The following is a 22,477-nucleotide window of genomic DNA, read 5'->3' on the forward strand; positions in this document are numbered from 1 at the left end:
GGGGAACTTCCTCCGGCGGGGCGGCCTTTTTCACCTTGCGCTTGCCGGTGCGGATGTTCTTCTCATGGGCCTCCTGCTCGGCGCGGCGCTCCGCCGCCCGCTTGGCTTTCAGCTCCAGCTTTTGGGCCGCTTCGCCGTAGGCTTCCGGGTCCAGCGCGGCCAGCTTGTTCACCACCGCCGAGGCGAGGCCCACGTCGGTGACGGCGGCCACGGCCACGGAGGTGCGGCCGAACTGCCGGCCCAGCTCCGCCTTCGTAAAGGGAACACGGAGCCACAGGCACGCGCCCGCTTCAGCGAAATGCTCCACCCGGCGGCGGGTGTTGTCCGCCGCGTCGGAGGCCAGCAGCAGCACCCGGGCGTCCCGGGCACGGGCCACGGCTTCCACAGGCTCCTCGCCCATCACCAGCCGTCCGCCCCGGAGGGCCAGGCCCAAGAGGGATAGGATGTTATGACTGTCCATCCGCGCCTCCCAGTTCCGCCTCCATGGCGTCGTAGACCTCGGGGGGAATGGCCGTCTCGAAGGCTCGCTCCAGCGCCCGGGATTTCCGGGCCTTTTTCAGGCACTCCACATTGTGGCACACATAGGCGCCCCGGCCGGGCTTCTTCCCGCCAAAGTCCAGGCTGACGGCCCCTTCCGGGGAGCGTACCACCCGGAGCAGGGCCTTTTTATCCTTCATTTCACGGCAGCCCACACACTGCCGCTGGGGAATTTTTTTCACTTTCGGCATCTGTCGGACCGCCTTTCTGACTTACTCTTCGGCGGCTTCCTCGTCCAGGAAAGCCACGTTGTCCTCATCCACGCCGTCCTCGGGGTCCTTGTAGCTCTGGGGCTTGATGTCGATCTTGTAGCCGGTCAGCCGGGCGGCCAGGCGGGCGTTCTGGCCCTCCTTGCCGATGGCGAGAGACAGCTGGTCGTCAGGCACGATGACCCGGCAGGCCTTGCCCTCGTCCGCCATCCAGACATCCACCACATCGGCGGGGGCCAAGGCGGCGGCGATGAAAGTGGGAGCGTCCTCGCTGTACTTGATGATGTCGATCTTCTCGCCCCGCAGCTCCTCCACGATGCTGCCGACCCGCTGGCCCTTGGGACCTACGCAGGCGCCGATGGGGTCCACGTTCTGGTCGTTGCTCCAGACGGCCATCTTGGTGCGGCTGCCGGCTTCCCGGGCGATGGACTTGACTTCCACGGTGCCGTCGTAGATTTCGGGGACCTCCAGCTCGAACAGGCGCTTCACCAGGCCGGGATGGGTCCGGGAGATCAGGATCTGGGGACCGCGGGTGGAGCGGCGGACGTCCACCACGTAGACCTTCACGTGCATCCCCTCGGTGAGCTCCTCGCCGGGGACCTGTTCGCCCGCCATCAGCAGCGCCTCGGTGGACTCGGTGCCGGTGCCAATGCGCAGGGACACGTTGCCGTTCCGGGGGTCGATGCGGGTGACCACACCGGTCAGAATTTCATGCTGCTTGGAGTTGAACTCGTCGTACACCTGGCCCCGCTCGGCTTCCCGCAGGCCCTGAATGATGACCTGCTTGCCGTTGCCGGCGGCGATGCGGCCGAACTCCGTGTTGTCCACGGGGATGTTCACGATGTCGCCGATCTCATACTTGGCGGAGAGGGCCTTGGCCTCGGCCAGCGTCATTTCGTTGGCGGGGTCCACGTAGTCCTCCTCGTCCACCACGTTCTTCTGGACGTACATCTTCAGGGTCTGGCGCTCCTCGTCCACATCCACGATGACGTTCTCCACGCCGTCGTGGTCCCGCTTGTAGGCGGTGGTGATGGCCTGGATGATCTTGTCCAGCATAAAGGACTGGGGAATGTTGCGCTCTTTCTCCAGCAGAGCCAGAGCCGCAAAGATCTCCGCCGGGTTCATGCCGGCGGGTTCCTTCTGCTTTTTGCCTCTCATGTCGATTCTCCTTATTCTTTTTTTCGATACGTCTTTTCCTGACTGTTTGGTGACTTGTTAAAATTCCACCCGGAGGCGGACCAGGGCAATGTCCTTCTTGGCGAAGGTCATGTCCTGCTTGCCCACGGTGACGGTGACGTTCCCGGTGGCCTCGTCGTAGGCGGCGAGGGTGCCGGCGAACTCCTTGCGGCCGTCCTGGGCACGGTAGAGCTTCACCAGAACGGGGCTCGTCAGAAATTTTTGAAAATCAGAGGGACGCTTCAGCGCCCGCTCGGCGCCGGCAGAGCCGACCTCCAGGGTGTAGCTGCCCTCGATGGGGTCCACTTCGTCCAGCAGGTCCGAGAGCTTCCGGGACACGGCCTCGCAGTCCAGAATGTCCACGCCGCCCTCCTTGTCCAGCAGTACCCGGAGATACCAGGTGCCCGCTTCCTTGACGTACTCTACGTCCCAGAGGGTGCAGCCCTGCTCCGCGATGGCGGGGGCCGCCAGCTCGGCGGTGAGTTCCGTGATTTTTTTCATGGGGTTCCTCCCTTTCTCTGGCAGGATCTTCGATTTTTAAGCAATCGAAAAAGGCCAACAAAAAGAGCGGACCATGGGGCCCACTCCGTAACTTACACTCTCTAATATATGCAATATAACACGGTTTTATGGAAAACGCAAGAGGATTTTCGTATTTAATTAAAATTAGTATAGGGAAGGGGACTGGGCCCCCGTTTCCTTCGGGCGTGGCCCAAAGAAAACGGGGGGTCATCTCCGGCGGAGAAAACCGAGCAGGCAGGAGACCAGAAACACCGTCAGGTCGGCGGCCACCACCGTGGCGCCTACCGGGGTGGAAAAGGCGAAGGAGATGGTCAGCCCCGCGCAGAAGCAGGCCACCGAGGTGACGGCGGCGCACACCACCACGCCCCGGAAGCTGCGGAACAGCCGCATGGCGGTCAGTGCCGGGAAGATGATGAGGGAGGAAATCAGCATGGCGCCCATCATCCGCATCCCCAGCACGATAGTCAGGGCCGTCAGGATGGACAGGAGGGTGTTGTACCGCTCCACTTTCAATCCTGTGGCCCGGGAGAAGCTCTCGTCAAAGGTGACGGCGAAGAGCTTGTGGTAAAAGAGGATGAACAGCACCAGCACCGCCAGACACAGGATGACGGACAGGACCACATCCGCTTTGCTCATGGCAAGGACGCTGCCGAACATATAGTTGTCCACGTCGGTAGTCATGCCCGTGGTGCGGGAGATGACCAGGATGCCGATGGCGAGAGAGGAGGCGCTCATGGCGGCGATGGCCGCGTCGCTGTTCCAGCGGGGGTTGTCCGCCACCCGCAGCAGCAGAAACGCCGCCAGAATGACTACCGGGATGGAGAACCACAGGGGCGTCACCCCCAGGGCCACGGCAATGGCAAGAGCGCCGAAGGAGACGTGGCTCAGGCCGTCGCCGATCATGGAGTACCGTTTCAGTACCAGGGACACGCCCAGCAGGGCGGCGCACAGACTCACCAGCACGCCGGCGATCAGCGCCCGCTGCATGAAGGGGAAGGAGAACATGGTGAGGATATTCATGGCTCCACCTCCCGGAAGCGCCGCCCCTGGGGGGAGGCCAGATAGTCCGCCACGGTGCCAGAGAACAGATCCCCCCGGCGGCCGATGTGGAGGACGGTTTTCGCGCTGCGGAGGGCGGAGCGCAGGTCGTGGGTCACCATGACCACCGCCATGCCCTCCTTTTCGTTCAGGTAGGCCAGGGTCTTGTACAGGTCCTGGGCGGCGGCGGGGTCCAGGCCGGTGATGGGCTCGTCCAAAATCAGCAGGCGGCTGGCGGCACACAGCGCCCGGGCCAGCAGCACCCGCTGCTGCTGGCCGCCGGAGAGGTCCCGGTAGCTCTTGTCCTTCAATTCCAGAATGCCCAGCTTGCCCAGGTTCATCAGCGCCTCGGACTTCTGGGCGGCGGTGTAGAAAAACCGCATCCCCTTCCGGTTCAGGCAGCCGGAGAGGACCACCTCCATCACCGTAGCGGGGAAGTCCCGCTGGGCCTTCGTCTGCTGGGGCAGATACCCCACGGCGCCTTTTTTCAGCTCCGGAGCACGCCAGATTTCCCCGAACTGGGGAGACAGCAAGCCCAGCAGACCCCGCATCAGGGTGGATTTGCCGGAGCCGTTGTCGCCCACCACGCACAGGTAGTCCCCGCAGCGGACGGTGAGGTCCAGGTGGCTCAGGACGGTCTGGCCCTCATAGCCCAGGGATACGTCCCGGCAGACGATGAGTTCAGCTTGCTCCATGGGGGGCCTCCTTTCCGGCGCAGCTTTGACAAAGACCCGTCAGTACCGTCTGCCGGGGGTCCACCCGGAAGTGGTGTTCGACTGCCAGATGGTCGCACAGGGTCTGCAGGTGGCCGCAGTCCAGGTGGCTCACCCGGCCGCAGCGCTCGCACCGCAGCAGAAAACAGCCGTGGGGCGCCGACGGGTGGGGGCAGTATTGGTACAGCGCGCCCTCCCCGGTCTGGATGCGGTGGAGGAGCCCGGCGGACTCCAGCTGTTCCAGCTGGCGGTAGACGGTGGCAAGGCCCACCGGACTGCCCGCCCGGCGCAGTTCCTCCGCCACTTCGCCGGGGGTCAGGGCGTCGCTGGCCCGGTCCTCCAGGCACTGGAGGATGGCCCGGCGCTGTTTGGTGGTATAGGGCATATGGGTCGCTCCTTTTTTAAATTGAGAATCGTTTTCATATTATAGCCGCCGGCGGAAAAAAGTCAAGAGCGGTTGCAAACCCCGCGAAAAAGAGCTATGATAAAACCACACGAAAGAAAGCGGGGACTTGTTACATGAAAGTTTCACTGGTCATCATGGCGGCGGGCCTGGGCTCCCGCTACGGCGGCAGCAAGCAGGTGGACGGCATCGGCCCCCACCATGAGATCTTGATGGAATACTCCATCCACGACGCCATCCGGGCGGGGTTCAACAAGATCGTGTTCATCATCAAGCCGGAGATGGAGGAGATGATGGAGCGGCTGTGCGGCGGCTATCTGCGGAACAAGACGGCGAAGGACGGCGGCCCCGTGGAGGTGGCCTACGCGTTCCAGGATTTTTCCTCCGTGCCTGATTTTTACACCATCCCCGAGGGGCGGACGAAGCCCTTCGGCACCGTCCACGCCCTGCTGTGCGCGGCGGATGTGGTGCATGAGCCCTGCTGCGTCATCAACGCCGATGACTATTACGGCATCGACGCCTACAAGACCATCTACGACGAGCTGGTGCGCCTGCCGGAGAACGGCGGGGCTACCATGGTGGGGTATCTGCTGAAGAATACCGCCAGCCTCCATGGGACCGTGTCCCGGGGCATCTGCACCGTGAAGGACGGCAAGCTCCAGTCCGTGCGGGAAGCACTGAAGGTCCAGCTTTACCCCGACGGGTCCTTAAAGGACCTGGCGGAGGACCGGGATCTGGCGCCGGACACGGTGGTGTCCATGAATTTCTGGGGATTCGCTCCGTCCATCTTCCCGGCGCTGCGGGCGTATTTTGAGGATTTCCTGCGGAATGAGGCCGGGGACAACATCAAGGCCGAGTGCCTGCTGCCCATGATGGTAGACGCCCAGATGCGCGCCGGCAAGCTGGAGGTATCCGTCCTCCACTCCGCCGACCGCTGGTTCGGCATGACCTACCAGCAGGACCGGGAGACCGTGGCGGCGGAGCTGCGGCGGCTCCATGCGGAGGGTGCCTATCCCGAGAGCCTGCGGGAGTGAGCCATGGAGGAAACGCTGAAATGCCTGCGGTGCGGGCGGGACATGGTTTGCTGGAAACGGAATATGTATTTGGACCTGGAGGAAGGCATGATTTTTCGCGTTCCTGACTGGGTCCAGATAGATGTTTACAGATGTCCGGGCTGTGGGAAACTGGAATTTTTCCAGGCCGGCTTTTCATCCAAAGCGGAGGAGCATCTTCCCGTGGCGGCGGAGCCGGATCCTGTGGATACCGCCGGATACTATACGCCTGGCTTCGGACCGGATGTCAAGTGCCCCGTTTGTGGGAAGGAACACCCGGCGGACGACCCTTTCTGCCCGCTGTGCGGAACGCGGCGGGACCAGCCCTGCGAGTGGTGCGGAAAATGGTTTCCGGCATCGGAGGAGGTTTGCCCCCACTGCGGGAGCAAAAGAAAGAAATAAGCGCAAAAACGGCCGCGGAAGCGGCCGTTTTGTTTATCCGGATACGACATGGGAGGAAAGAAGGCGTATCCGGGACAACACGGGATTGCATATCCTGATGGAAAAGCACCTTAGAGGGCACCGTCATTTTTGATAGAATTTGTTACCGAAATTTTTGCATTTTGTTTCGACTTTTTCCGCCCGGTTTCGTCTATAATAGTAGATAAGAAAAGAGGGCCCGGAGGCACGGCGGCATGGTGGGAAAAAGAGTTCAGAAAAAGAGAATGAGGGCGCCGGCGGTCCTGGCGCTGCTGGCGGCTGTGACGGTGGTGCTGGGCACCGGGGGCTCCCGGGGCGTGGCGGCGGATTCGCCCCTGCAGTCCCCGGCGGAGCCGGTGCTGGAACAGCAGCCGGAGAGCACCGCGCCGGAGACACGGGCCATCCCGGAGGAGACCGGAGATGGGACGGAGATTTCAGAGGAGAAACCGCTCTTTGCCCCTGTCCCGGAAAGCGAACCGGTGGAGGATACATATTTCGATGACATCGCGTTTCTGGGGGATTCCCGGACGGAGGGGTTCCAGATGTACAGCGGGCTGAAGACCGGGACGTATTACTATTCCGTGGGCGCCACGGTGGAGTCCGTGTTCTCTAAGGCTGTGGATACTCCGGCGGGGAAAATGCCCCTGCTGGACGCCATGGCGGAAGAGGATTTTGGCAAGATCTATGTGATGCTGGGCGTCAACGAGCTGGGGTGGAGCAAGACGGAGACCTTCCACGACCAGTATGCCAAGGTCATCGACCGGCTGCGCGCCGACCATCCCGACGCGGAGATCGTTTTGCAGTCGCTCCTGCCGGTCAGCGCCAAGCAGGAGGAGAAAAAAAGCTACGTCAACAACGGCCGCATCAGCCTATACAACGAGGTCATTTACGGGCTGGCCGAGGAAAAAGGCTGCGATTATTTGAACGTGGCGGAGGCAGTGACGGACGAAAACGGCTGCCTCCGGGCCGAGTGGAACTCCGACGGCGTCCACCTGAACGGGAAGGGCTGCCGGGTGTGGCTGGAGTACCTGCGGACCCATCCCGTGGGGGAAACGGAGGCCCCGGCGGAGACGGAGGCCCCTGCTGAAACAGAGACGGAAGAAGATTCGGAAAATCCATAAGCATCAAAAAAGAGCTGCGAAAGCAGCTCTTTTTTTCTTGAATCAGGTCAAAAGTGGGCTTCAAAATAGAACCAGCCGGGGGACAGTCGGTGGGTGGAGCCGCGGTCATCGCCTTCGGCCTGCCACTGCCAGCCGTTGGAGGATTCCTCCAGAGGAACGTGGACATTCTGGAAGGCCAGGGGAACATCGTCCGGGGAATAGTAGAAGCCGTAATAGCCGAAGCCGGTGAGAAGAATATACTCCACCATGGGGTGCTGTCCGGGCCAGTGGTTCACGGCGGGAATGGCACTGTCATATGAGAGGGGCCGGCCCTGGTCAAAGTAGGCGTCCATAGACGATTGAAGCTCTGTCTGGTGGGACGCCACGTAGCGGGCTACCCGCTTTTCCGGGGTGAGTTGGGAGAGGGCAAGACAGAGGAGGAGCACCAGCGCACAGCAGGCAGCCGGAATTTTGGCTTTTTTGGACATATGGGGGCCTCCGTTCATGTTCGGCCCGCCGCGAGACAGGCGGAGAGAGACCAGGTGTGCCAGTCGGCGCACTCGGCGGCGGCTTCGGCGCGGCGCTGGGAGACGAGGACGGACAGGCGGCGCTGACCGCCGTTTCGCCAGTCCTGGCAGATCAGGTTGCCGTCCAGACGCTCCAGCTGGGAGAGGGTGTCGTAGGACAGGTCGTAGAGCAGGTATTCGGCGTCGATGGCGGCGCTTTCCCCGGAGAGGTAGCGGTCTACCTGATTCTTCGCCACCAGATAGTCCACGGGGACACAGTTGATGACCAGCCAGCCCGCCAGGGCCAGGGGGAAGGCGGCGCGGCAGAAGGAGAAATCCGGCCTTTGGACCTTTCGCAGAGCCGCCAGCAGGAACAGGGCCATCATCACCATGCCCCAGTAGGTCATCAGGCGCTTAAAGCTGAGGCCGTAGGCGGACACATACAGGGTCATCCGCCAGCAGGCGGAGGCCAGCAGCACCAGGCTTTCCACCGCCAGCAAAGCGGAGAGGAGGCGGAGGGCTTTCCAGGCGCGGCCCTCCCGACGGGAGAAGGTGAGGGCGGACAGCAGCACCGACAGATTCAAAATGGTGACGCCCACCATCTGGAAGAATCCGCTGCGGGCCCAGTCGGCGTAGGAGATGCCCCGGGCGGCCAGGTAGTCCGGCCCACCGAACAGACCCGCCGACTGCACGCCCAGAAACAGGAGGTACAGGAGATTCAGGGCGGCCAGCACCAGGACAAAGGCCAGACTGTCGGTTTTCGGCGCTTTGGCGGCGGTGTCCGGGCCGGGGCTGCGGAGACTGACCAGCAGGCCGAATACGAAGGGCGTCAGCACCAGGCCCCAGAGGAGCTCCCACAGGGCGGTGGTGAAGTGGAGGCGGATGAAGCTCCGCAGGCCCTCCGTGGCGGCGGCGAACAGGGCGTCCGCCGAGGCCAGAACAGGCAGGAGCAGGGCCACCAGCGCCAGGGCACCGCAGACGCCCGCGGCAACCGTCCACGCGCGGCGGCTGTCCTTCGCCCTTTTGCCGGCGGTGAGGACGGCGAAGGGGGCGCTCAGGCGGCCGAACAGCCCCCGGAACAGGAGCCGGAGCCGTTCCCACAGCATGGCGGGCCGCCACCAGGGGAGCCGGCCCGTCACGGACAGGGCGTGGAGGGGCAGGAGCACCAGCAGGGCCAAAAGGTTCCAGAGGCGGAAATACCAGTTGGAGCCCAGGGCAAAGGTCAGGCCCAGGAACAGGTCGAACAGGAACAGCACCCGGCTGGAGGGCGGCAGCAGGAAGCCGGGGCCCAGCCAGGCCAGCAGCAGGGCGTACCAGGCGAACACGGCGGCGGTCAGCCCGGCGGCGGGGCCGTGGAACACCAGAGTGTCCACCAACAGCAAACAGAAGACGGCGGTCAGGGCCAGGAACAGGCGGCCGCGGGGGATGGGTTCCATGATTTTTGCCGGATTTTGGGCAGGCTTCGCCCCACCCTCCGGCGGGAGGGCGTTTTTAAAAGCATCCATATCAAATTCTCCTATTCACTGTCCGCCGTGGGCGGACGAAATTTTGGGCTTGGGACAGAGAAGAATTTAGATTTCTTCGCCGTCGGGGGCGTACTCCAAAATGTCGCCGGGCTGACAGTCCAGGGCCGCGCAGATGGCCTCCAGGGTGGAGAAGCGCACCGCCTTGGCCTTGTTGTTTTTCAGAATGGACAGGTTGGCAAGGGTGATGTCCACTTTTTCGGAAAGCTCGCTGAGGGACATTTTCCGCTTTGCCATCATCACATCCAGGTTTACAATGATCGCCATGGGCCGCCTCCTTAAATCGTCAGGTCGTTTTCTTCCTTCATGGTCGTGGCCTGACCGAACAGACCGGACATGAGAAGGAACAACAGACCCGCCATAGCAAACAGGGGGACAAACAGTGCGGTATAGGACATCAGCGCGGCCCCGGCGCCTCTTAAAAAGACTGTGGACACGGTCCGGGCCAGGGCAGCCGCGGAGATCAGAAAAGCGCAGACGGCGGCTCGTTTCAGACTGACGGCGTTTTCCGGTGAAAACGGCTCGCTGCGGAGAATGGTACGCAGTACCCGGCGGCCCTGCCAGAGGATGACGGCGGCGCAGACGCCGGAAAACAGCAAAAACAGCGTCAGCATCATCGTATAGCCGTCCGCGGTCCACACATACTTCCAGGACATCAGGAAGATGGCCAGCAGCCAGGCGGAAATATCAGGCATTCCGGAAGCGGCCAACGCCCCCAGAGGCTCTATTCCGTCCAGAACCACCAGGACCGGCACCAGTGGAAGGATGAGCAGATCGCAGATAAAGGCAAGCAGCAGCAATGCGCGCAGAATTTTCGTGATGTTTTTCGAAATCATTTGCTTCACAGCCTCCCGTCAAATGATTAGATCGTTTTCCGCCTTTAGCTCCGCGGCCTGGCGGAACAGGGCGGACATGATGAGGTACAGCAGCCCCGCCATGGCGAAGATGGGGACGAACAGGGCGTTATAGGTGGTCAGCGGCAGGAGGGAGCGGGTATAGAACAGGCCGAACACCACCCGGATCAGGGCCGCGGCGGAGATCAGGAAGGCACAGACGGCGGCCCGGCGGAGACTGACGGCGTTTTCCGTGGAGAAGGGCTCGCCCCGGAGGATGGCTTTCAGCACCCGGCGGCCCTGCCAGAGAATGCCGGCGACACAGACGCCGGAAAACAGAAGAAATAAGGTCAGCACCAGGCTGTAAGCGTCAAATTCGAACCAGCCTGTCAGCCAGATGAGCGCGCTTCCGGCGACAGCGGCTATGACGATGTCATCCTCACCGGGATGAAGAAGGCCGCTGAGATAGGAGCAGATACCCTCCAACAGACCGCAGCCGCCGCTGACAAATACAGCGGTTGGGATCAGGTACAAAATGACGAGGCTGCTGGCAAAGGCGATCAAAACCAGAATGTTCAGCACTTTGGCTATTGTTCGGACGGATGTGGGCCGCATGGAAATCTCCTCCTTTTGCCTGTATGGTACCACGGGAGTTATTGATTGTCAATGATTATTTATCGAAAAACAATAAATTGAAAGAGGCGGACAAAACAAAACAGGAAAGCGGACGGCCCGTTGGGACCGCCCGCTTTCCTGTTTGATATAGAGAAAGGAGAGGGAAAATGGTGTGTGTCTTTCAAGCTTCCTGCTTGATGTATTCATCATACAAGGCTGAAAAAGGAAAGTCAACGGCCCGGAGCCAACCTTCACAATTTGTTTACAAGAATGGGAATTCTATGGATTTTCATTCACAAAACGTTCAAAATATATCGTGGTTTTGCACATTGACAGGGTGGCCCCAGCGTGGTAATATTTAGCGTGCTAATATTTAGCGTACTAAATAAAAAAGGAGGTGACCGCCATGCACTGCGGATATGCTCTGGGGCCCATGCTGGGGCGCTGCGCCCATCTGGCCCGGGAGCGGATGGACGCCCGGATGTCCCGGTTTGGCATGACGCCCGCCCAGACCCATGTCCTGCGGTTCCTGCGGGAGAACGGCGGGCAGATGCCCCAGCGGGCGCTGCTGGAAAAATTAAAGGTGAAGCCCTCCACGGTAAACGGCATTCTGGACCGGATGGAGGAAAAGGGCCTGGTGGAGCGCTCCGTCAGCGGCGCCGACGCCCGCCAGCGGCTGGTGGCCCTGACCCCTGCCGGCAGAGAGCGGGAGGAGCAGGCGAAGCAGAGCTTTCTGGAGGCGGAGGCGCTCATTGCCAAGGGCCTGACGGAGGAGGAGACGGACACGCTCCGGGCTCTGCTGGAACGGGTGATACACAATCTGGAGGAGGACCGAACCCTATGCTGAAAAAACTTTGGCCTCACGCCCGGCCCTACGCCAAATGGATCGGCGTCGGCGTATGCTGCTCGGCGGCGGAGGCGATTTTTGAACTGCTGATCCCGCTGGTGATGAGCGACATCGTGGACATCGGCATCGCCTCCGGCGACCAGTCCTTCATCCTGCGCAAGGGAGGGCTGATGGTGGTCATGGCCGTGGTGTCCCTGTGCTTCGGCGTGGGGGCGGCGATCTGCTCCTCCGTGGCGGGCCAGGGGTTCGGCGCGAACCTCCGCCGGGCGGAGTACGAGCATATCCAGGAGTTTGCCTTCTCCAACATCGAGAAGTTTTCCACCGCGTCCCTGGTGACCCGGCTGACCAACGATGTGAACAACATGCAGATGTCCTTGATGATGGGGATGCGGCTGCTGGTCCGGGCGCCGGTCATGCTCATCAGCGCCCTGGTGCTGTCCGTCCGCATCAGCTACCAGCTCAGCAATGTGTTCCTGGTGGCGATCCCCCTGCTGGCGGCGGTGGTGGCCCTCATCCTGGTGAAGGTGGGCCCCATGTTCCGCTCTTTGCAGGAAAAGACCGACGCGCTGAACCTGGTGGTGCAGGAGAACCTGACCGGCATCCGGGTGGTGAAGTCCTTCGTCCGGGAGGACCATGAGCGGGAGAAATTCGCCAAGCGGAACCAGGACCTGAAGGGCACCTCCCTGCGGGCCTTCGGCACCGTGGTGGTCAACATGCCCATTATGATGCTCATTGTCTACGGCACCATCATCGCCGTCATGTGGTTCGGCGGCAAAATGGTCTACGCCGGGACCCTGGAGACCGGCAAGCTCATCACCTTCTTCACCTATATCACTCAAATTATGATGTCTCTGATGATGGTGTCCATGGTGTTTATGATGCTGACCCGCTCCGTGGCCTGCGCGCGCCGTATCGTGGAGGTGCTGGACGAACAGCCCGCCATCACGAATGACCGGGCGGCGGAGGGCGCCGTGGTGGAAAACGGCAGCATCGACTTCGACCATGTGTCCTTCAAATACAACGGGGAAAGCTCCGAGTGGATTTTACAGGATGTGGACATCCACATCCGCTCCGGCCAGACCGTGGGCATTCTGGGCGGCACCGGCAGCGGCAAGACCAGCCTGGTGTCCCTCATCCCCCGGCTGTACGAGGCCCAGGAGGGCACGGTTTCCGTGGGCGGCCGTCCGGTGGCGGACTATACGATGGAGCACCTGCGGGACGCGGTGAGCGTGGTACTGCAGAAGAACACCCTGTTCTCCGGCACCATCCGGGAGAACCTGCTGTGGGGCGACCCCCACGCCACGGAGGAACAGCTCTGGGCGGCCTGCCGGGCCGCCTGCGCCGACGAATTTCTGGAGCGGATGCCCGAGGGCCTGGACACCGACCTGGGACAGGGCGGCGTCAACGTCTCCGGCGGCCAGAAGCAGCGGCTGTGCATCGCCCGGGCCATTTTGAAGCAGCCCAGGGTGCTGATCCTGGACGACTCCACCAGCGCGGTAGACACTGCCACCGACGCGAAGATACGAACTGCTTTTGCCAATGAACTGAAGGATACGACGAAGATCATCATTGCCCAGCGGGTGACCTCCGTCATGGACGCGGACCTGATTTTGGTGATGGATCAGGGCCGGGTGGCGGCCCAGGGCATCCACAGCGAGCTGATGGCGGACTGCGATATTTACCGTGAGGTCTACCAGTCCCAGCAGGAAGGAGCGAGCATCGATGGCTGAAAATAAACATCCCGGCCCCGGCATGCCGCCTCCCGGCCCCCACGGCCCCGGCCACGGACCCAAGGGCGGCTTCCGCAAGCCCAAGGATATGCGGGGCACCCTGCGCAAGCTCATGCGCTACCTGGGGCGGTACAAGGCCCATTTGACGCTGGTGGTGGCCCTGCTGTTCATCAGCTCCGCCTGCACCGTGGGCGGCTCCTACCTGATCAAGCCCCTCATCAACGACTATATCCTGCCCGGCGATTTCCGGGGCCTCGCCAGAATGCTGTGCGTCATGGCGGCGGTCTACATCCTGGGCGCGGCCTGTTCCTTCGGTTACGCCCGCATCATGGTGCATGTTTCCCAGAACACCGTGGCGAAGATCCGGGCGGAGCTGTTTGACAAGATGCAGGCGCTGCCGCTGAAATACTTCGACGCCCATACCCACGGCGAGCTGATGAGCCGGTACACCAACGACATTGAAACAGTGTCCGAGGCGCTGAACAACAGCTTCGCCAGCGTTATCTCCTGCTCGCTGAACTTCCTGGGTACCATCGCTATGATGCTGGTGCTGAGCCCCCTGCTGACCCTGATCACCTTCGCAGCCCTGGCGGCGATGCTGATGGTGGTGAAGGTGGTCGGAGGGCAGAGCCGGCGGTACTTCGCGGCGCAGCAGAAGGCTGTGGGCGAGGTCAACGGCTACATCGAGGAGATGATCGAGGGCCAGAAGGTCATCAAGGTCTTTAACCACGAAGGCGCCGCCAAGGAGGGCTTCCACCAGCGGAACGAGACCTACCGTCAGGCGGGCACTCGGGCCCAAATTTACGCCGGCATGATGATGCCCATTATGGGCAACCTCAGCTATATCAACTACGCCGTCACCTGCTGCGTGGGCGGTTTGCTGGCCATCCGCAGCGGCGACCTGGGTGGTCTCGCGGCCTTTTTGCAGTACACCCGCCAGGTCAGCCAGCCCATCACCCAAATTTCCCAGCAGGTGAATACCATCCTCTCCGCCGTGGCCGGCGCGGAGCGGGTCTTTGAGGTCATGGAGGCCCAGCCGGAGGTGGACGGGGGCAAGGTCACCCTGGTGCGGGTCACCGAGGACCATGACGGCAGCCTTGCCGAGGCGGACTTCGACACCGGGGCCTGGGCCTGGAAGAAGCCGGGCGGGGAGCTGGTGCCCCTGCGGGGCGACGTGCGGTTCGACCATGTGGTGTTCGGCTATGACGAGGACCAGACGGTGCTCCACGGCATCTCCCTGTTCGCAAAGCCGGGCCAGAAGATCGCCTTCGTGGGCTCCACCGGCGCGGGCAAGACCACCATCACCAACCTTATCAACCGCTTCTATGAGATCCGCAGCGGCACCATCACCTATGACGGCATCGACGTGCGGGACATCCAGAAGGAGTCCCTGCGGCGTTCCCTGGGCGTGGTGCTCCAGGACACCCACCTGTTCACCGGCACCGTGGCGGACAACATCCGCTACGGACGGCTGGAGGCCACCGACGAGGAGGTGGAAGCCGCCGCACGGCTGGCGGGAGCTGACGGCTTCATCCGCCACCTGCCCCACGGGTATCAGACGGTGCTCTCCGGCGACGGCGGCAGCCTGAGCCAGGGCGAGCGGCAGCTGCTGAACATCGCCCGTGCCGCCTGCGCCAACCCGCCGGTGCTGATTTTGGATGAGGCCACGTCCTCCATCGACACCCGTACGGAGAAGCTCATCGAAAAGGGCATGGACCGCCTGATGGCGGGCCGGACCGTGTTCGTCATCGCCCACCGGCTCTCCACCGTGCGCAACGCCAAGGCCATCATGGTGCTGGAACAGGGCGAGATCATCGAGCGGGGCGACCACGAAGACCTCATCGACCAGCACGGCAGATACTATCAGCTTTATACAGGCCAATTGGAGCTGGACTGACGCGAAAGCGCCCGGATGTGAGTCCGGGCGCTTTCACTTGTGAATGGCTGAGAAAAAGGAGGGAATTTGGGGGAAATCACAGTTGCCGGGGACGTGGGGGGCGTGCTACACTGGGGAACGGCAAAAACGCAAAGGAGCGTGAGGGATATGGCGGCGCAGAAGGACCTGACCACAGGCCCTCTTGGAAAGCAGGTGCTGGTGTTCAGCGTCCCGCTGATCGCATCGAACCTGCTGCAGGTGCTGTTCAACATGGCGGATGTGGCGGTGGTGGGACGGTTCGCCGGGACCATCGCCCTGGGTGCCGTGGGCTCCACTACCATCCTGGTGTCCCTGTTCACCGGGCTGCTCATCGGCCTTTCCAGCGGCGTGAACGTGCTGGCGGCCCTCCATTTCGGCGCGAAAGCGAAACGGGAACTGGCGGAGACCGTCCATGCATCGGCGCTGGTGTGCGCCCTGGCGGGGACGCTGCTGCTAGCGGTGGGCGTGGTGTTCGCCCGGAGCATCCTGGCGCTGATGGGCACCAAGCCGGAGCTCATCGGCGGCGCGGTGCTGTATCTGCGCATCTACCTCCTGGGAATGCCCGCCCTGGGCGTCTACAACTTTGGCAACGCGGTGTTCAGCGCCGTGGGCGACACCCGGCGGCCGCTGGTCTATCTGTCCGTCGCCGGAGCGGTGAATGTGGCGCTGAACCTGTTCTTCGTCATCGTGTGCCGTCTGGATGTGGCGGGGGTCGCCATCGCCAGCGTGACATCCCAGTACATCTCGGCGGCGCTTATCGTCCGGGCCCTGTTCCGGGCAGGAAGTGAGCCTTACGGCCTGCGGGTGGGCGAGCTGCGGCTTTACCGGAAGCGGGTAAAGTCCATTCTGGCCATCGGTGTGCCCTCGGGACTGCAAAGTGCCATCTTTTCCCTGGCGAACCTGTTCATCCAGGCGGGCGTCAACACCTTTGACGCCGTCATGGTGGCGGGCAACTCTGCCGCCACCAACGCCGACGCCCTGGTTTACGACACCATGGCCGCCTTTTACACCGCGTGCAGCAGCTTCATGGGCCAGAATTTCGGCGCGGGGAAGAAGGCGCGGATACGGCGGAGCTACCTCGTCAGCATGGGCTACTCCTTCGGCTTCGGCCTGGGGCTGGGACTGCTGCTCCTGGCCTTCGGGCCCCAGTTCCTGTCCCTGTTCACCAAAGACCCCGCGGTGGTGGAGGCGGGCATGAAGCGGCTGACCATTATGAGCGTGTCCTACGGCTTCTCCGCCTTCATGGACTGCACCATCGCCGCCTCCCGGGGACTGGGCCGGAGCCTGGGCCCCATGGTCATCGTCATTCTGGGGTCCTGCGTGTTCCGGGTGATTTGGGTGTACACCGTGTTCGCCTGGTTCGGGACCATCACGTCGCTGTATCTGCTGTACATCTTCTCCTGGGCCATCACCGCGGCGGCGGAAATTTGGTATTTTATCCGGGCCTACCGGAAAGAGACGGCGGGCATGACATGAAAAAATGCCTGGAGCAGTGCTCCAGGCATTTTTTACAGCTTTTTTTCATAGCAGTTCAGGACTTCCCGAATGATGCCCTGGAAAAAGAATTCCGAAGCGCCGGCGTATCGGTAGCCCAGGGAGGGATACAGGCGGTTGGCCGGGAGATTGCCCTCCCAGGTGTCCAGCCGCATGACGGCTTTACCCCGGCGGCGGGCCTCCTCCTCGCAGAAGGCCACCATCCGCCGGGCCAGGCCCCGGCCGCTTCGGTCAGGATGGATGCAGAGCGTATGGAGCACGCCCACCTGCTCCGCTTCGGCGGGGATGATCCAGGGGATGCGGGCGTATTCCGGGGGCTGGATGCCGTTGAGGGTCGCCACGCCCCAGAGGAAGCCGTCCTCCTCCCCGACATACAGGGTCCCGGTCTCCAGCGACTGCCGGGCGGTATCGGCGGTGGGGTACTTTCCCCGCTGCCAGTTGGTGTAGACGGGTCCGGTCTCCTCCCGGTCCAAAATGGCGTCGTAGACGGCGGCGATGGCGGGCAGGTCGGCGGCGGCAGCGGGTCGAATGGTCATAGGCGTCTCTCCTTGTGAAACCAGGCGCGCCCGGATAAGGCGCGCCTGGTTTGGTTTTATTCGTTGGGCTCCTTGGGACTATCCGGCGATTCGCCGGCTTCCGCATCAGGTTCGGCCGCTTCTTCGGCGGGCTCCTCCGGGGCTTCGATCTTCTGGGAGATCATGTGGACCTTCTTGGCGGGAGCCTCAATGACCTCCGGCTGGGAGGGGCGGAAGCCGCTCTCCTGGGAACGGGTGGAGGCGTAGGAGTCTTCCACCAGCTCGGGGTCCCGGCCCTCGATGATGGCCACCATCTCGGCGCCGGTGATGGTCTCCTTTTCCAGCAGGTAGGCCACGACCTTGTCCATGTCCTCCCGGTTGGCCTTCAGAATTTCCACGGCCTCCCGGTAGCACTTGTCCAGGATCTCCTTCACCGCCTGGTCCATCCGGGCGGCGGTGTCCTGGGCGCAGTCCATGCCGTAGCCTCCGTCCAGGTACTGGTTGCGGCGGGAGGCCAGGGCCATCATGCCGAACTCGTCGCTCATGCCGAACATGGCCACCATGTTTCTCGCCACATTGGTTGCGTCCTGAATGTCCTGGGACGCGCCGTTGGTCATGGTGTTCATCACCACTTCCTCGGCGGCACGGCCGCCCATGGAGACGGTGATCTTCGCCATCAGCTCGTCACGGGTGCGCAGCTCCGTCTTGTCCTCCTCGGGCATCAGCAGGGTGTAGCCCAGAGAACCCTGGGTGTGGGGGACGATGGTGATCTTCTGCACCGGCTCGGTGTTCTTCTGCTTGTAGGCGACCATGGCGTGGCCGACCTCGTGATAGGCCACCAGTTTCTTCTCGAACTCGGTGAGGACGCTGCCCTTTTTCTCCGTGCCGGCGATGACCAGCTCAAAGGCGGCCAGCAGGTCCTCCTGGGTCACCAGCTTGCGGCCCTTGCGGACGGCCCGCAGGGCGGCCTCGTTGACGAGGTTTGCAAGGTCGGCACCCACGCAGCCGGCGGTGGCCAGGGCCACCTTCTTGAGGTTCACATCCTCCGCCAGCTTGATGTTGCGGGTGTGGACCTGGAGGGTGGCGAGACGGCCAGCCAGGTTGGGCCGGTCGATGATGATGCGGCGGTCGAACCGGCCGGGACGCAGCAGCGCCTGGTCCAGGACCTCGGGCCGGTTGGTGGCGGCCAGCAGGATGATGCCCTTGGTGGGGTCGAAGCCATCCATCTCCGCCAGGAGCTGGTTCAATGTCTGTTCCCGCTCGTCGTTGCCGCCCATGCGGTTGTCGCGGGATTTGCCGATGGTGTCGATCTCGTCGATGAACACGATGCAGGGGGCCACCTTGGAGGCCTCTTTGAACAGGTCGCGGACACGGGAGGCGCCCACGCCCACGAACATCTCCACAAAGTCGGAGCCGGAGATGGAGAAGAAGGGCACGTTGGCTTCGCCGGCCACGGCCTTTGCCAGCAGCGTCTTGCCGGTGCCCGGAGGGCCTACCAGCAGCGCGCCCTTGGGGAGCTTGGCGCCGATCTCGGTGTACTTGCCGGGATTGTGGAGGAAGTCGATGATCTCCGTCAGGGATTCCTTGGCCTCGTCCTGGCCAGCTACATCGGCAAAGGTGACGCCGGTGGACTTCTCCATATACACCTTGGCGTTGGCCTTGCCCACGCCGCCGATGCCGCCGATACCGCCCATGCCGCCTTTTTTCGCCATCCAGCTCATCAGCAGGGACATCACCAGCAGAATGATGATGAAGGGCAGGATGTTCAGGAGGATGACCATGAGGGTGCTCATGGGAGGCTCATACTCGGTGATGATCTGAATGTCCGCGTCTTCCAGCCGGGCGATGGCGGCGTCGTTGGACTCCTTCTGAACGGTGAAGAAGCGCAGGGTGGTCTGCTGCTCCTGGCCGATGGGGTTGTCATAGGTATAGAGGACATTTCCCCGGTCATCCGCGCCGGTCTTGGTGTAGACGGTGCCCTGGCTGTCTGTGTAGGTGTAGCCGTCCCTGGGTGTGATGACCAGGATGGACTCGTCGTTGTCGAAGGCCACGGAATCCACCTGGCCGGCCTCCACCATATCCAGGAAATCGCCGTATACCAGCTCCACGGAGGAGGACGAGTGGCCGGCGCTGGTCATGTAGGTCCCGGCGTAACTGATGATGGCGGTCAAAATCACCGCCCAGCAGAGCAGGGAGATGACGCCCCGCCAATTGCTGCCGCCCGGTTTGTTTCCGCCGGGTTTATTGGGCTTGTTTTTGTTGTTCTGGTCCATGTATGAAAACTCCTTTCAGGGTAACGAACATTGAAAATATTTATGTTGCAGTATACCACAAAGGAAACGGAGCCACAAGGACGGCGGCGGCTTTTTTGATGAAGTTTCTGTAAATTCATGCTTTATTGTGCCCCGCCTCTGTGGTATACTAACACAGAATATGACAGAATTTTCGACTGCGAGGGTTACGATATGGACGAACAGAGAAAAAACGGACTGACCGCCGAGGCTGACGGCATCATCGAGGGACGCAACGCCGTCATCGAGGCCCTGCGGGCGGGGGAAAACATTGACAAAATTTACCTCCAGAAGGGGGAGACGGACAAGACGCTGGGGCACATCGCCTCCAAGGCCCGGGCGGCGGGCGTCGTGGTGGTGGAGGCCGACAAGCGGAAGCTGGACGGCATGAGCCGCACCCACGCCCACCAGGGCGTCATCGCCCTGGCGGCGGTGCGGGAGTACGTCAGCGTGGAGAGCATCCTCCAGGCCGCCGCCGACAAGGGGGAGAACCCCCTGCTGGTCATCTGCGACGAAATTTCCGACCCCCACAACCTGGGCGCCATCATCCGCACCGCCGAGTGCGCCGGGGCCCACGGGGTCGTCATCCCCAAGCGCCGCAGCGCGGGCCTCACCGCTGTGGTGGCGAAGACCTCCGCGGGAGCGGTGGCTCACGTGCCCGTGGCCCGGGTGCCCAACATCCCCGCCCTGCTGAAGGACCTGAAAAAGCAGGGCGTGTGGGTCTTCGGCACGGCGGCGGACGGCACCACGAACCTGTATGACGCCGACCTGAAAGGCCCCGCCGCCATCGTCATCGGCAGCGAGGGCGAGGGCATGACCCGGCTGGCGGCGGAGAACTGCGATTTCCTGGTGAGCATCCCCATGCGGGGAAAGCTGAACTCTCTGAATGCCTCCGCCGCGGCTGCGATCCTGCTGTACGAGGCGGTCCGGCAGCGTGGATAAGCGGGGGAGCGTGTCATGGCTGACAAAAAAGACGACCTGCGGCTGGACGACACCCTGCTGACCGACGTGCCGCCGGAGGGGGAGGACTACTCCCTGGAGGAGATCCTGGCGGAGTTCGGCGACCGGCGGGAGCCGAAGCTCCTGACTGAGGAGCCAAAACCAGAGCCAAAGCCGGAACCAAAACCGGACCCCGCACCGGACCCCGCCCTGGCGGCGGAGCAGGCCCGGCAGGAGGCCCGGGACAAGCTGCTGGCCCAGGCGGTGGACCTGGAGAAGCTGGAAAAAGATCTGCCCAGGGCGCCCCGGCCCGTCTCCCTGGAGGAAGTGGTGGGCAGTACCGTGGACGCGGTGATGGAGGACAGCCGCGAGCCGATCATGAAGCCGAAGCGGGGGCTGTTCTCCCGGCGGCCCCTGGAGGAGACGGAGACGCTGTACGGTCCGCCGGAGCCGGAACCGGAGCCTGACCCGGAGCCCATCGGCCCGGAGGAGGACCTGTGCAACGCGGCGGCGGACTGGCGGGAGCGGTATCAGAGGACCCGGGGCACCCTGGTCCCGGCGCTGCTCATCGGCCTGGTGCCTACGCTTCTGGCGGCGGTGGAGCAATACGGCATTACCGTGCCCATGTGGAGCGGGGACATCCGCTTCCAGAGCATCGTGGTGCTGACCTGCCTGGCACTGAATATCCTGCTGTGCCGGAGCGTGTTCAAAAAGGGCTTTTTGATGGCGGCCCGGAAGCGGTGCGTCAGCGAGCTTCTGATTTCCATCTCCGCCCTGGCGGCGGCGGCGGACTGCGCCGCCTGCCTGCTTGTGCCGGAGCGGACGGCGGTGCCGCCCTACGGCGGCGCGGCCTGTCTGGCCCTGGTGTTCGCCCAGTGGGGCGTCAGCCGCCAGTGCCGGGGCATGTACGATATGTTCCGGGCGGCGTCTCTGGACGACGAGCCGCCCTATCTGGTGACGGACACCGACCGGGGCGCCTGCAAGCAGCGGGGGAGCGTGCCGGGGTTCTACACCACCTCCATGAAGGACGACGCGGCCACCCTCTGGCAGACGGCGTTTCTGCCGCTGGTGCTGGTGGGCACCGTGGTGTTCGCGGGCCTCAGCTCATTGGGCCAGGGGCGGGGAAACGATTTCCTGCTGAACTGGTCCGCTATCCTGGCGGCGGGGGGCACCTTCGCCCTGCCCCTTTGCTGGTCCCTGTCCTGGTCCCGGCTGTCCCGCCACCTGCAGCAGACTGGCTGCGCCGTGGCGGGCTGGGCCGGCGCGGAGAAGATCAGCCGCCGCCGGACTATGATCGTGACGGACGGCGACCTGTTCCCGCCGGGGACCCTGCGGCTCAACGGCGAACGGTTCTACGGCGAGGAGCGGCGAAAGGCGGTGGCCTACGCCGCCGCCATGGCCCGGAGCGCCGGCAGCGGCCTGGAGCGGCTGTTCAGCTCCCTGCTGCGGGAGGAGAACGGCCGGCATGAGACCGCCGACGACTTCAGCTTCTTCGAGGAGGGCGGCTGGTCCGCGGCCATCCACGGGGAGTCCGTGCTGATGGGCACCGCCTCCTTCATGCGGAAGATGAACGTGCGGCTGCCGGGGGATGTCAACCTGAAAACCGGCGTGTTCCTGGCGGTGGACCGCCAGCTCATCGCCATTTTCGCGGTGAAGTACGAGCCGGCGGAGAACGTGGACTACGCCCTGCGGATGATGCGGCGCAGCCATATCACCCCCATTCTGGCGGCCCGGGACCCCAACATCACCCCGGCGCTTTTGAAGCGCAAGTTCCACAAGGGCGTGAAGGTGGAGTACCCCGACCTCACCAGCCGGGTGGCCCTCAGCGAGGCGGAGAACGACCGGGACCTGCCCCGGGCGCTGCTGTTCCGGGAGGGCCTGCTGCCCTACGCCGAGACGGTGACGGGCAGCCGGAAGCTGTGCAGGTCCGTCCATCTGGCGGCGGTGCTGGGCATCCTGGGGAGCGCGGCGGGGACGCTGCTGGCGTTCTACCTGGTGTTCCTGGGGTCCTACGAGCTGCTGACGCCGCTGTCGCTGGTGGTGTTTCTGCTGCTGTGGCTGGTGCCGGTGCTGCTGGTTTAAAGAAAAAGAGGAGGGAT

General features: G+C 63.2%; 23 protein-coding genes. 9 read left to right on the top strand and 14 right to left on the bottom strand.

Annotated features, from left to right (window positions below; translation table 11 throughout):
- The 7 genes from JQM68_RS07555 to JQM68_RS07585 form a co-directional block, all read right to left on the bottom strand.
- A partial coding sequence (locus tag JQM68_RS07555) for a L7Ae/L30e/S12e/Gadd45 family ribosomal protein (protein WP_235222396.1) occupies positions 1 to 460 on the bottom strand: 460 nt, incomplete at its 3' end.
- Entirely contained in the window at positions 447 to 728 is a 282-nt protein-coding gene (gene rnpM / locus JQM68_RS07560) for an RNase P modulator RnpM (protein WP_235222397.1), read from the bottom strand. The genes JQM68_RS07555 and rnpM, both read right to left, overlap by 14 nt.
- 21 nt (positions 729 to 749) lie before the next feature.
- A complete protein-coding gene (nusA, locus tag JQM68_RS07565; protein WP_235222398.1) occupies positions 750 to 1,904 on the bottom strand; it encodes a transcription termination factor NusA in 1,155 nt (384 codons plus the stop codon).
- Positions 1,905 to 1,961: 57 nt separating this feature from the next.
- Positions 1,962 to 2,423, bottom strand: coding sequence for a ribosome maturation factor RimP (locus JQM68_RS07570; protein ID WP_235222399.1), 462 nt, complete (start codon positions 2,421 to 2,423; stop codon positions 1,962 to 1,964).
- Positions 2,424 to 2,651: 228 nt separating this feature from the next.
- Positions 2,652 to 3,464 (bottom strand): metal ABC transporter permease, encoded by an 813-nt coding sequence (locus JQM68_RS07575; RefSeq protein ID WP_235222400.1) that lies wholly within the window; start codon positions 3,462 to 3,464, stop codon positions 2,652 to 2,654.
- Positions 3,461 to 4,177, bottom strand: coding sequence for a metal ABC transporter ATP-binding protein (locus tag JQM68_RS07580; protein ID WP_235222401.1), 717 nt, complete (start codon positions 4,175 to 4,177; stop codon positions 3,461 to 3,463). Before JQM68_RS07580 ends, JQM68_RS07575 begins: the two co-directional genes overlap by 4 nt.
- The gene (locus JQM68_RS07585) at positions 4,164 to 4,580 is read right to left on the bottom strand and encodes a Fur family transcriptional regulator (RefSeq protein ID WP_235222402.1); all 417 of its coding nucleotides are present in this window, start codon (positions 4,578 to 4,580) and stop codon (positions 4,164 to 4,166) included. The genes JQM68_RS07580 and JQM68_RS07585 overlap by 14 nt, the downstream gene beginning before the upstream one ends.
- 134 nt (positions 4,581 to 4,714) lie before the next feature.
- Between JQM68_RS07585 and JQM68_RS07590 the strand changes: the two genes are divergently transcribed.
- The 3 genes from JQM68_RS07590 (at position 4,715) to JQM68_RS07600 (ending at position 7,191) form a co-directional block, all read left to right on the top strand.
- A complete protein-coding gene (locus JQM68_RS07590) occupies positions 4,715 to 5,632 on the top strand; it encodes a nucleotidyltransferase family protein (protein WP_235222403.1) in 918 nt (305 codons plus the stop codon).
- A 3-nt stretch (positions 5,633 to 5,635) separates the two neighbouring features.
- The gene (locus tag JQM68_RS07595; protein WP_235222404.1) at positions 5,636 to 6,052 is read left to right on the top strand and encodes a zinc-ribbon domain-containing protein; all 417 of its coding nucleotides are present in this window, start codon (positions 5,636 to 5,638) and stop codon (positions 6,050 to 6,052) included.
- A gap of 233 nt (positions 6,053 to 6,285) precedes the next feature.
- On the top strand, positions 6,286 to 7,191 hold the full coding sequence (locus JQM68_RS07600) for a GDSL-type esterase/lipase family protein (RefSeq protein WP_235222405.1): 906 nt from the start codon (positions 6,286 to 6,288) through the stop codon (positions 7,189 to 7,191).
- 47 nt (positions 7,192 to 7,238) lie between these two features.
- On the opposite strand, the gene JQM68_RS07605 is transcribed toward JQM68_RS07600, so the two are convergent.
- The 5 genes from JQM68_RS07605 to JQM68_RS07625 all read right to left on the bottom strand — a co-directional run bounded on the left by JQM68_RS07605 (position 7,239) and on the right by JQM68_RS07625 (position 10,647).
- On the bottom strand, positions 7,239 to 7,658 hold the full coding sequence (locus JQM68_RS07605; protein ID WP_235222406.1) for a hypothetical protein: 420 nt from the start codon (positions 7,656 to 7,658) through the stop codon (positions 7,239 to 7,241).
- A 14-nt stretch (positions 7,659 to 7,672) separates the two neighbouring features.
- Complete coding sequence (locus tag JQM68_RS07610; RefSeq protein WP_235222407.1) at positions 7,673 to 9,181, bottom strand: DUF4153 domain-containing protein; 1,509 nt, start codon at positions 9,179 to 9,181, stop codon at positions 7,673 to 7,675.
- Between the two features lie 66 nt (positions 9,182 to 9,247).
- Entirely contained in the window at positions 9,248 to 9,466 is a 219-nt protein-coding gene (locus tag JQM68_RS07615) for a helix-turn-helix domain-containing protein (RefSeq protein WP_235222408.1), read from the bottom strand.
- A gap of 11 nt (positions 9,467 to 9,477) precedes the next feature.
- A complete protein-coding gene (locus JQM68_RS07620) occupies positions 9,478 to 10,035 on the bottom strand; it encodes a DUF2975 domain-containing protein (protein ID WP_235222409.1) in 558 nt (185 codons plus the stop codon).
- An 18-nt stretch (positions 10,036 to 10,053) separates the two neighbouring features.
- Entirely contained in the window at positions 10,054 to 10,647 is a 594-nt protein-coding gene (locus JQM68_RS07625; RefSeq protein WP_235222410.1) for a DUF2975 domain-containing protein, read from the bottom strand.
- 406 nt (positions 10,648 to 11,053) lie between these two features.
- Between JQM68_RS07625 and JQM68_RS07630 the strand changes: the two genes are divergently transcribed.
- The 4 genes from JQM68_RS07630 to JQM68_RS07645 all read left to right on the top strand — a co-directional run bounded on the left by JQM68_RS07630 (position 11,054) and on the right by JQM68_RS07645 (position 16,615).
- The gene (locus JQM68_RS07630) at positions 11,054 to 11,494 is read left to right on the top strand and encodes a MarR family winged helix-turn-helix transcriptional regulator (RefSeq protein ID WP_235222411.1); all 441 of its coding nucleotides are present in this window, start codon (positions 11,054 to 11,056) and stop codon (positions 11,492 to 11,494) included.
- Entirely contained in the window at positions 11,488 to 13,224 is a 1,737-nt protein-coding gene (locus JQM68_RS07635; protein WP_235222412.1) for an ABC transporter ATP-binding protein, read from the top strand. The genes JQM68_RS07630 and JQM68_RS07635 overlap by 7 nt, the downstream gene beginning before the upstream one ends.
- Entirely contained in the window at positions 13,217 to 15,121 is a 1,905-nt protein-coding gene (locus tag JQM68_RS07640) for an ABC transporter ATP-binding protein (RefSeq protein WP_412758461.1), read from the top strand. The genes JQM68_RS07635 and JQM68_RS07640 overlap by 8 nt, the downstream gene beginning before the upstream one ends.
- Positions 15,122 to 15,268: 147 nt before the next feature.
- On the top strand, positions 15,269 to 16,615 hold the full coding sequence (locus tag JQM68_RS07645; protein ID WP_235222413.1) for an MATE family efflux transporter: 1,347 nt from the start codon (positions 15,269 to 15,271) through the stop codon (positions 16,613 to 16,615).
- 32 nt (positions 16,616 to 16,647) lie between these two features.
- Here the strand turns inward: JQM68_RS07645 and JQM68_RS07650 are convergent, their stop codons facing one another.
- Both JQM68_RS07650 and ftsH read right to left on the bottom strand, forming a co-directional pair.
- Entirely contained in the window at positions 16,648 to 17,169 is a 522-nt protein-coding gene (locus JQM68_RS07650; protein ID WP_268821443.1) for a GNAT family N-acetyltransferase, read from the bottom strand.
- 56 nt (positions 17,170 to 17,225) lie between these two features.
- Positions 17,226 to 19,421: an ATP-dependent zinc metalloprotease FtsH gene (gene ftsH, locus JQM68_RS07655; protein WP_235222414.1), complete on the bottom strand. Its 2,196-nt coding sequence runs from the start codon at positions 19,419 to 19,421 to the stop codon at positions 17,226 to 17,228.
- A gap of 192 nt (positions 19,422 to 19,613) precedes the next feature.
- Between ftsH and rlmB the strand changes: the two genes are divergently transcribed.
- Both rlmB and JQM68_RS07665 read left to right on the top strand, forming a co-directional pair.
- The gene (gene rlmB / locus JQM68_RS07660) at positions 19,614 to 20,381 is read left to right on the top strand and encodes a 23S rRNA (guanosine(2251)-2'-O)-methyltransferase RlmB (protein WP_235222415.1); all 768 of its coding nucleotides are present in this window, start codon (positions 19,614 to 19,616) and stop codon (positions 20,379 to 20,381) included.
- 15 nt (positions 20,382 to 20,396) lie between these two features.
- Positions 20,397 to 22,460: a hypothetical protein gene (locus tag JQM68_RS07665; RefSeq protein ID WP_235222416.1), complete on the top strand. Its 2,064-nt coding sequence runs from the start codon at positions 20,397 to 20,399 to the stop codon at positions 22,458 to 22,460.
- Positions 22,461 to 22,477 lie beyond the last annotated feature (17 nt).

It is taken from the genome of Oscillibacter valericigenes (genome assembly GCF_021531435.1).
Taxonomy (GTDB): Bacteria; Bacillota; Clostridia; order Oscillospirales; family Oscillospiraceae; genus Oscillibacter; species Oscillibacter valericigenes_B.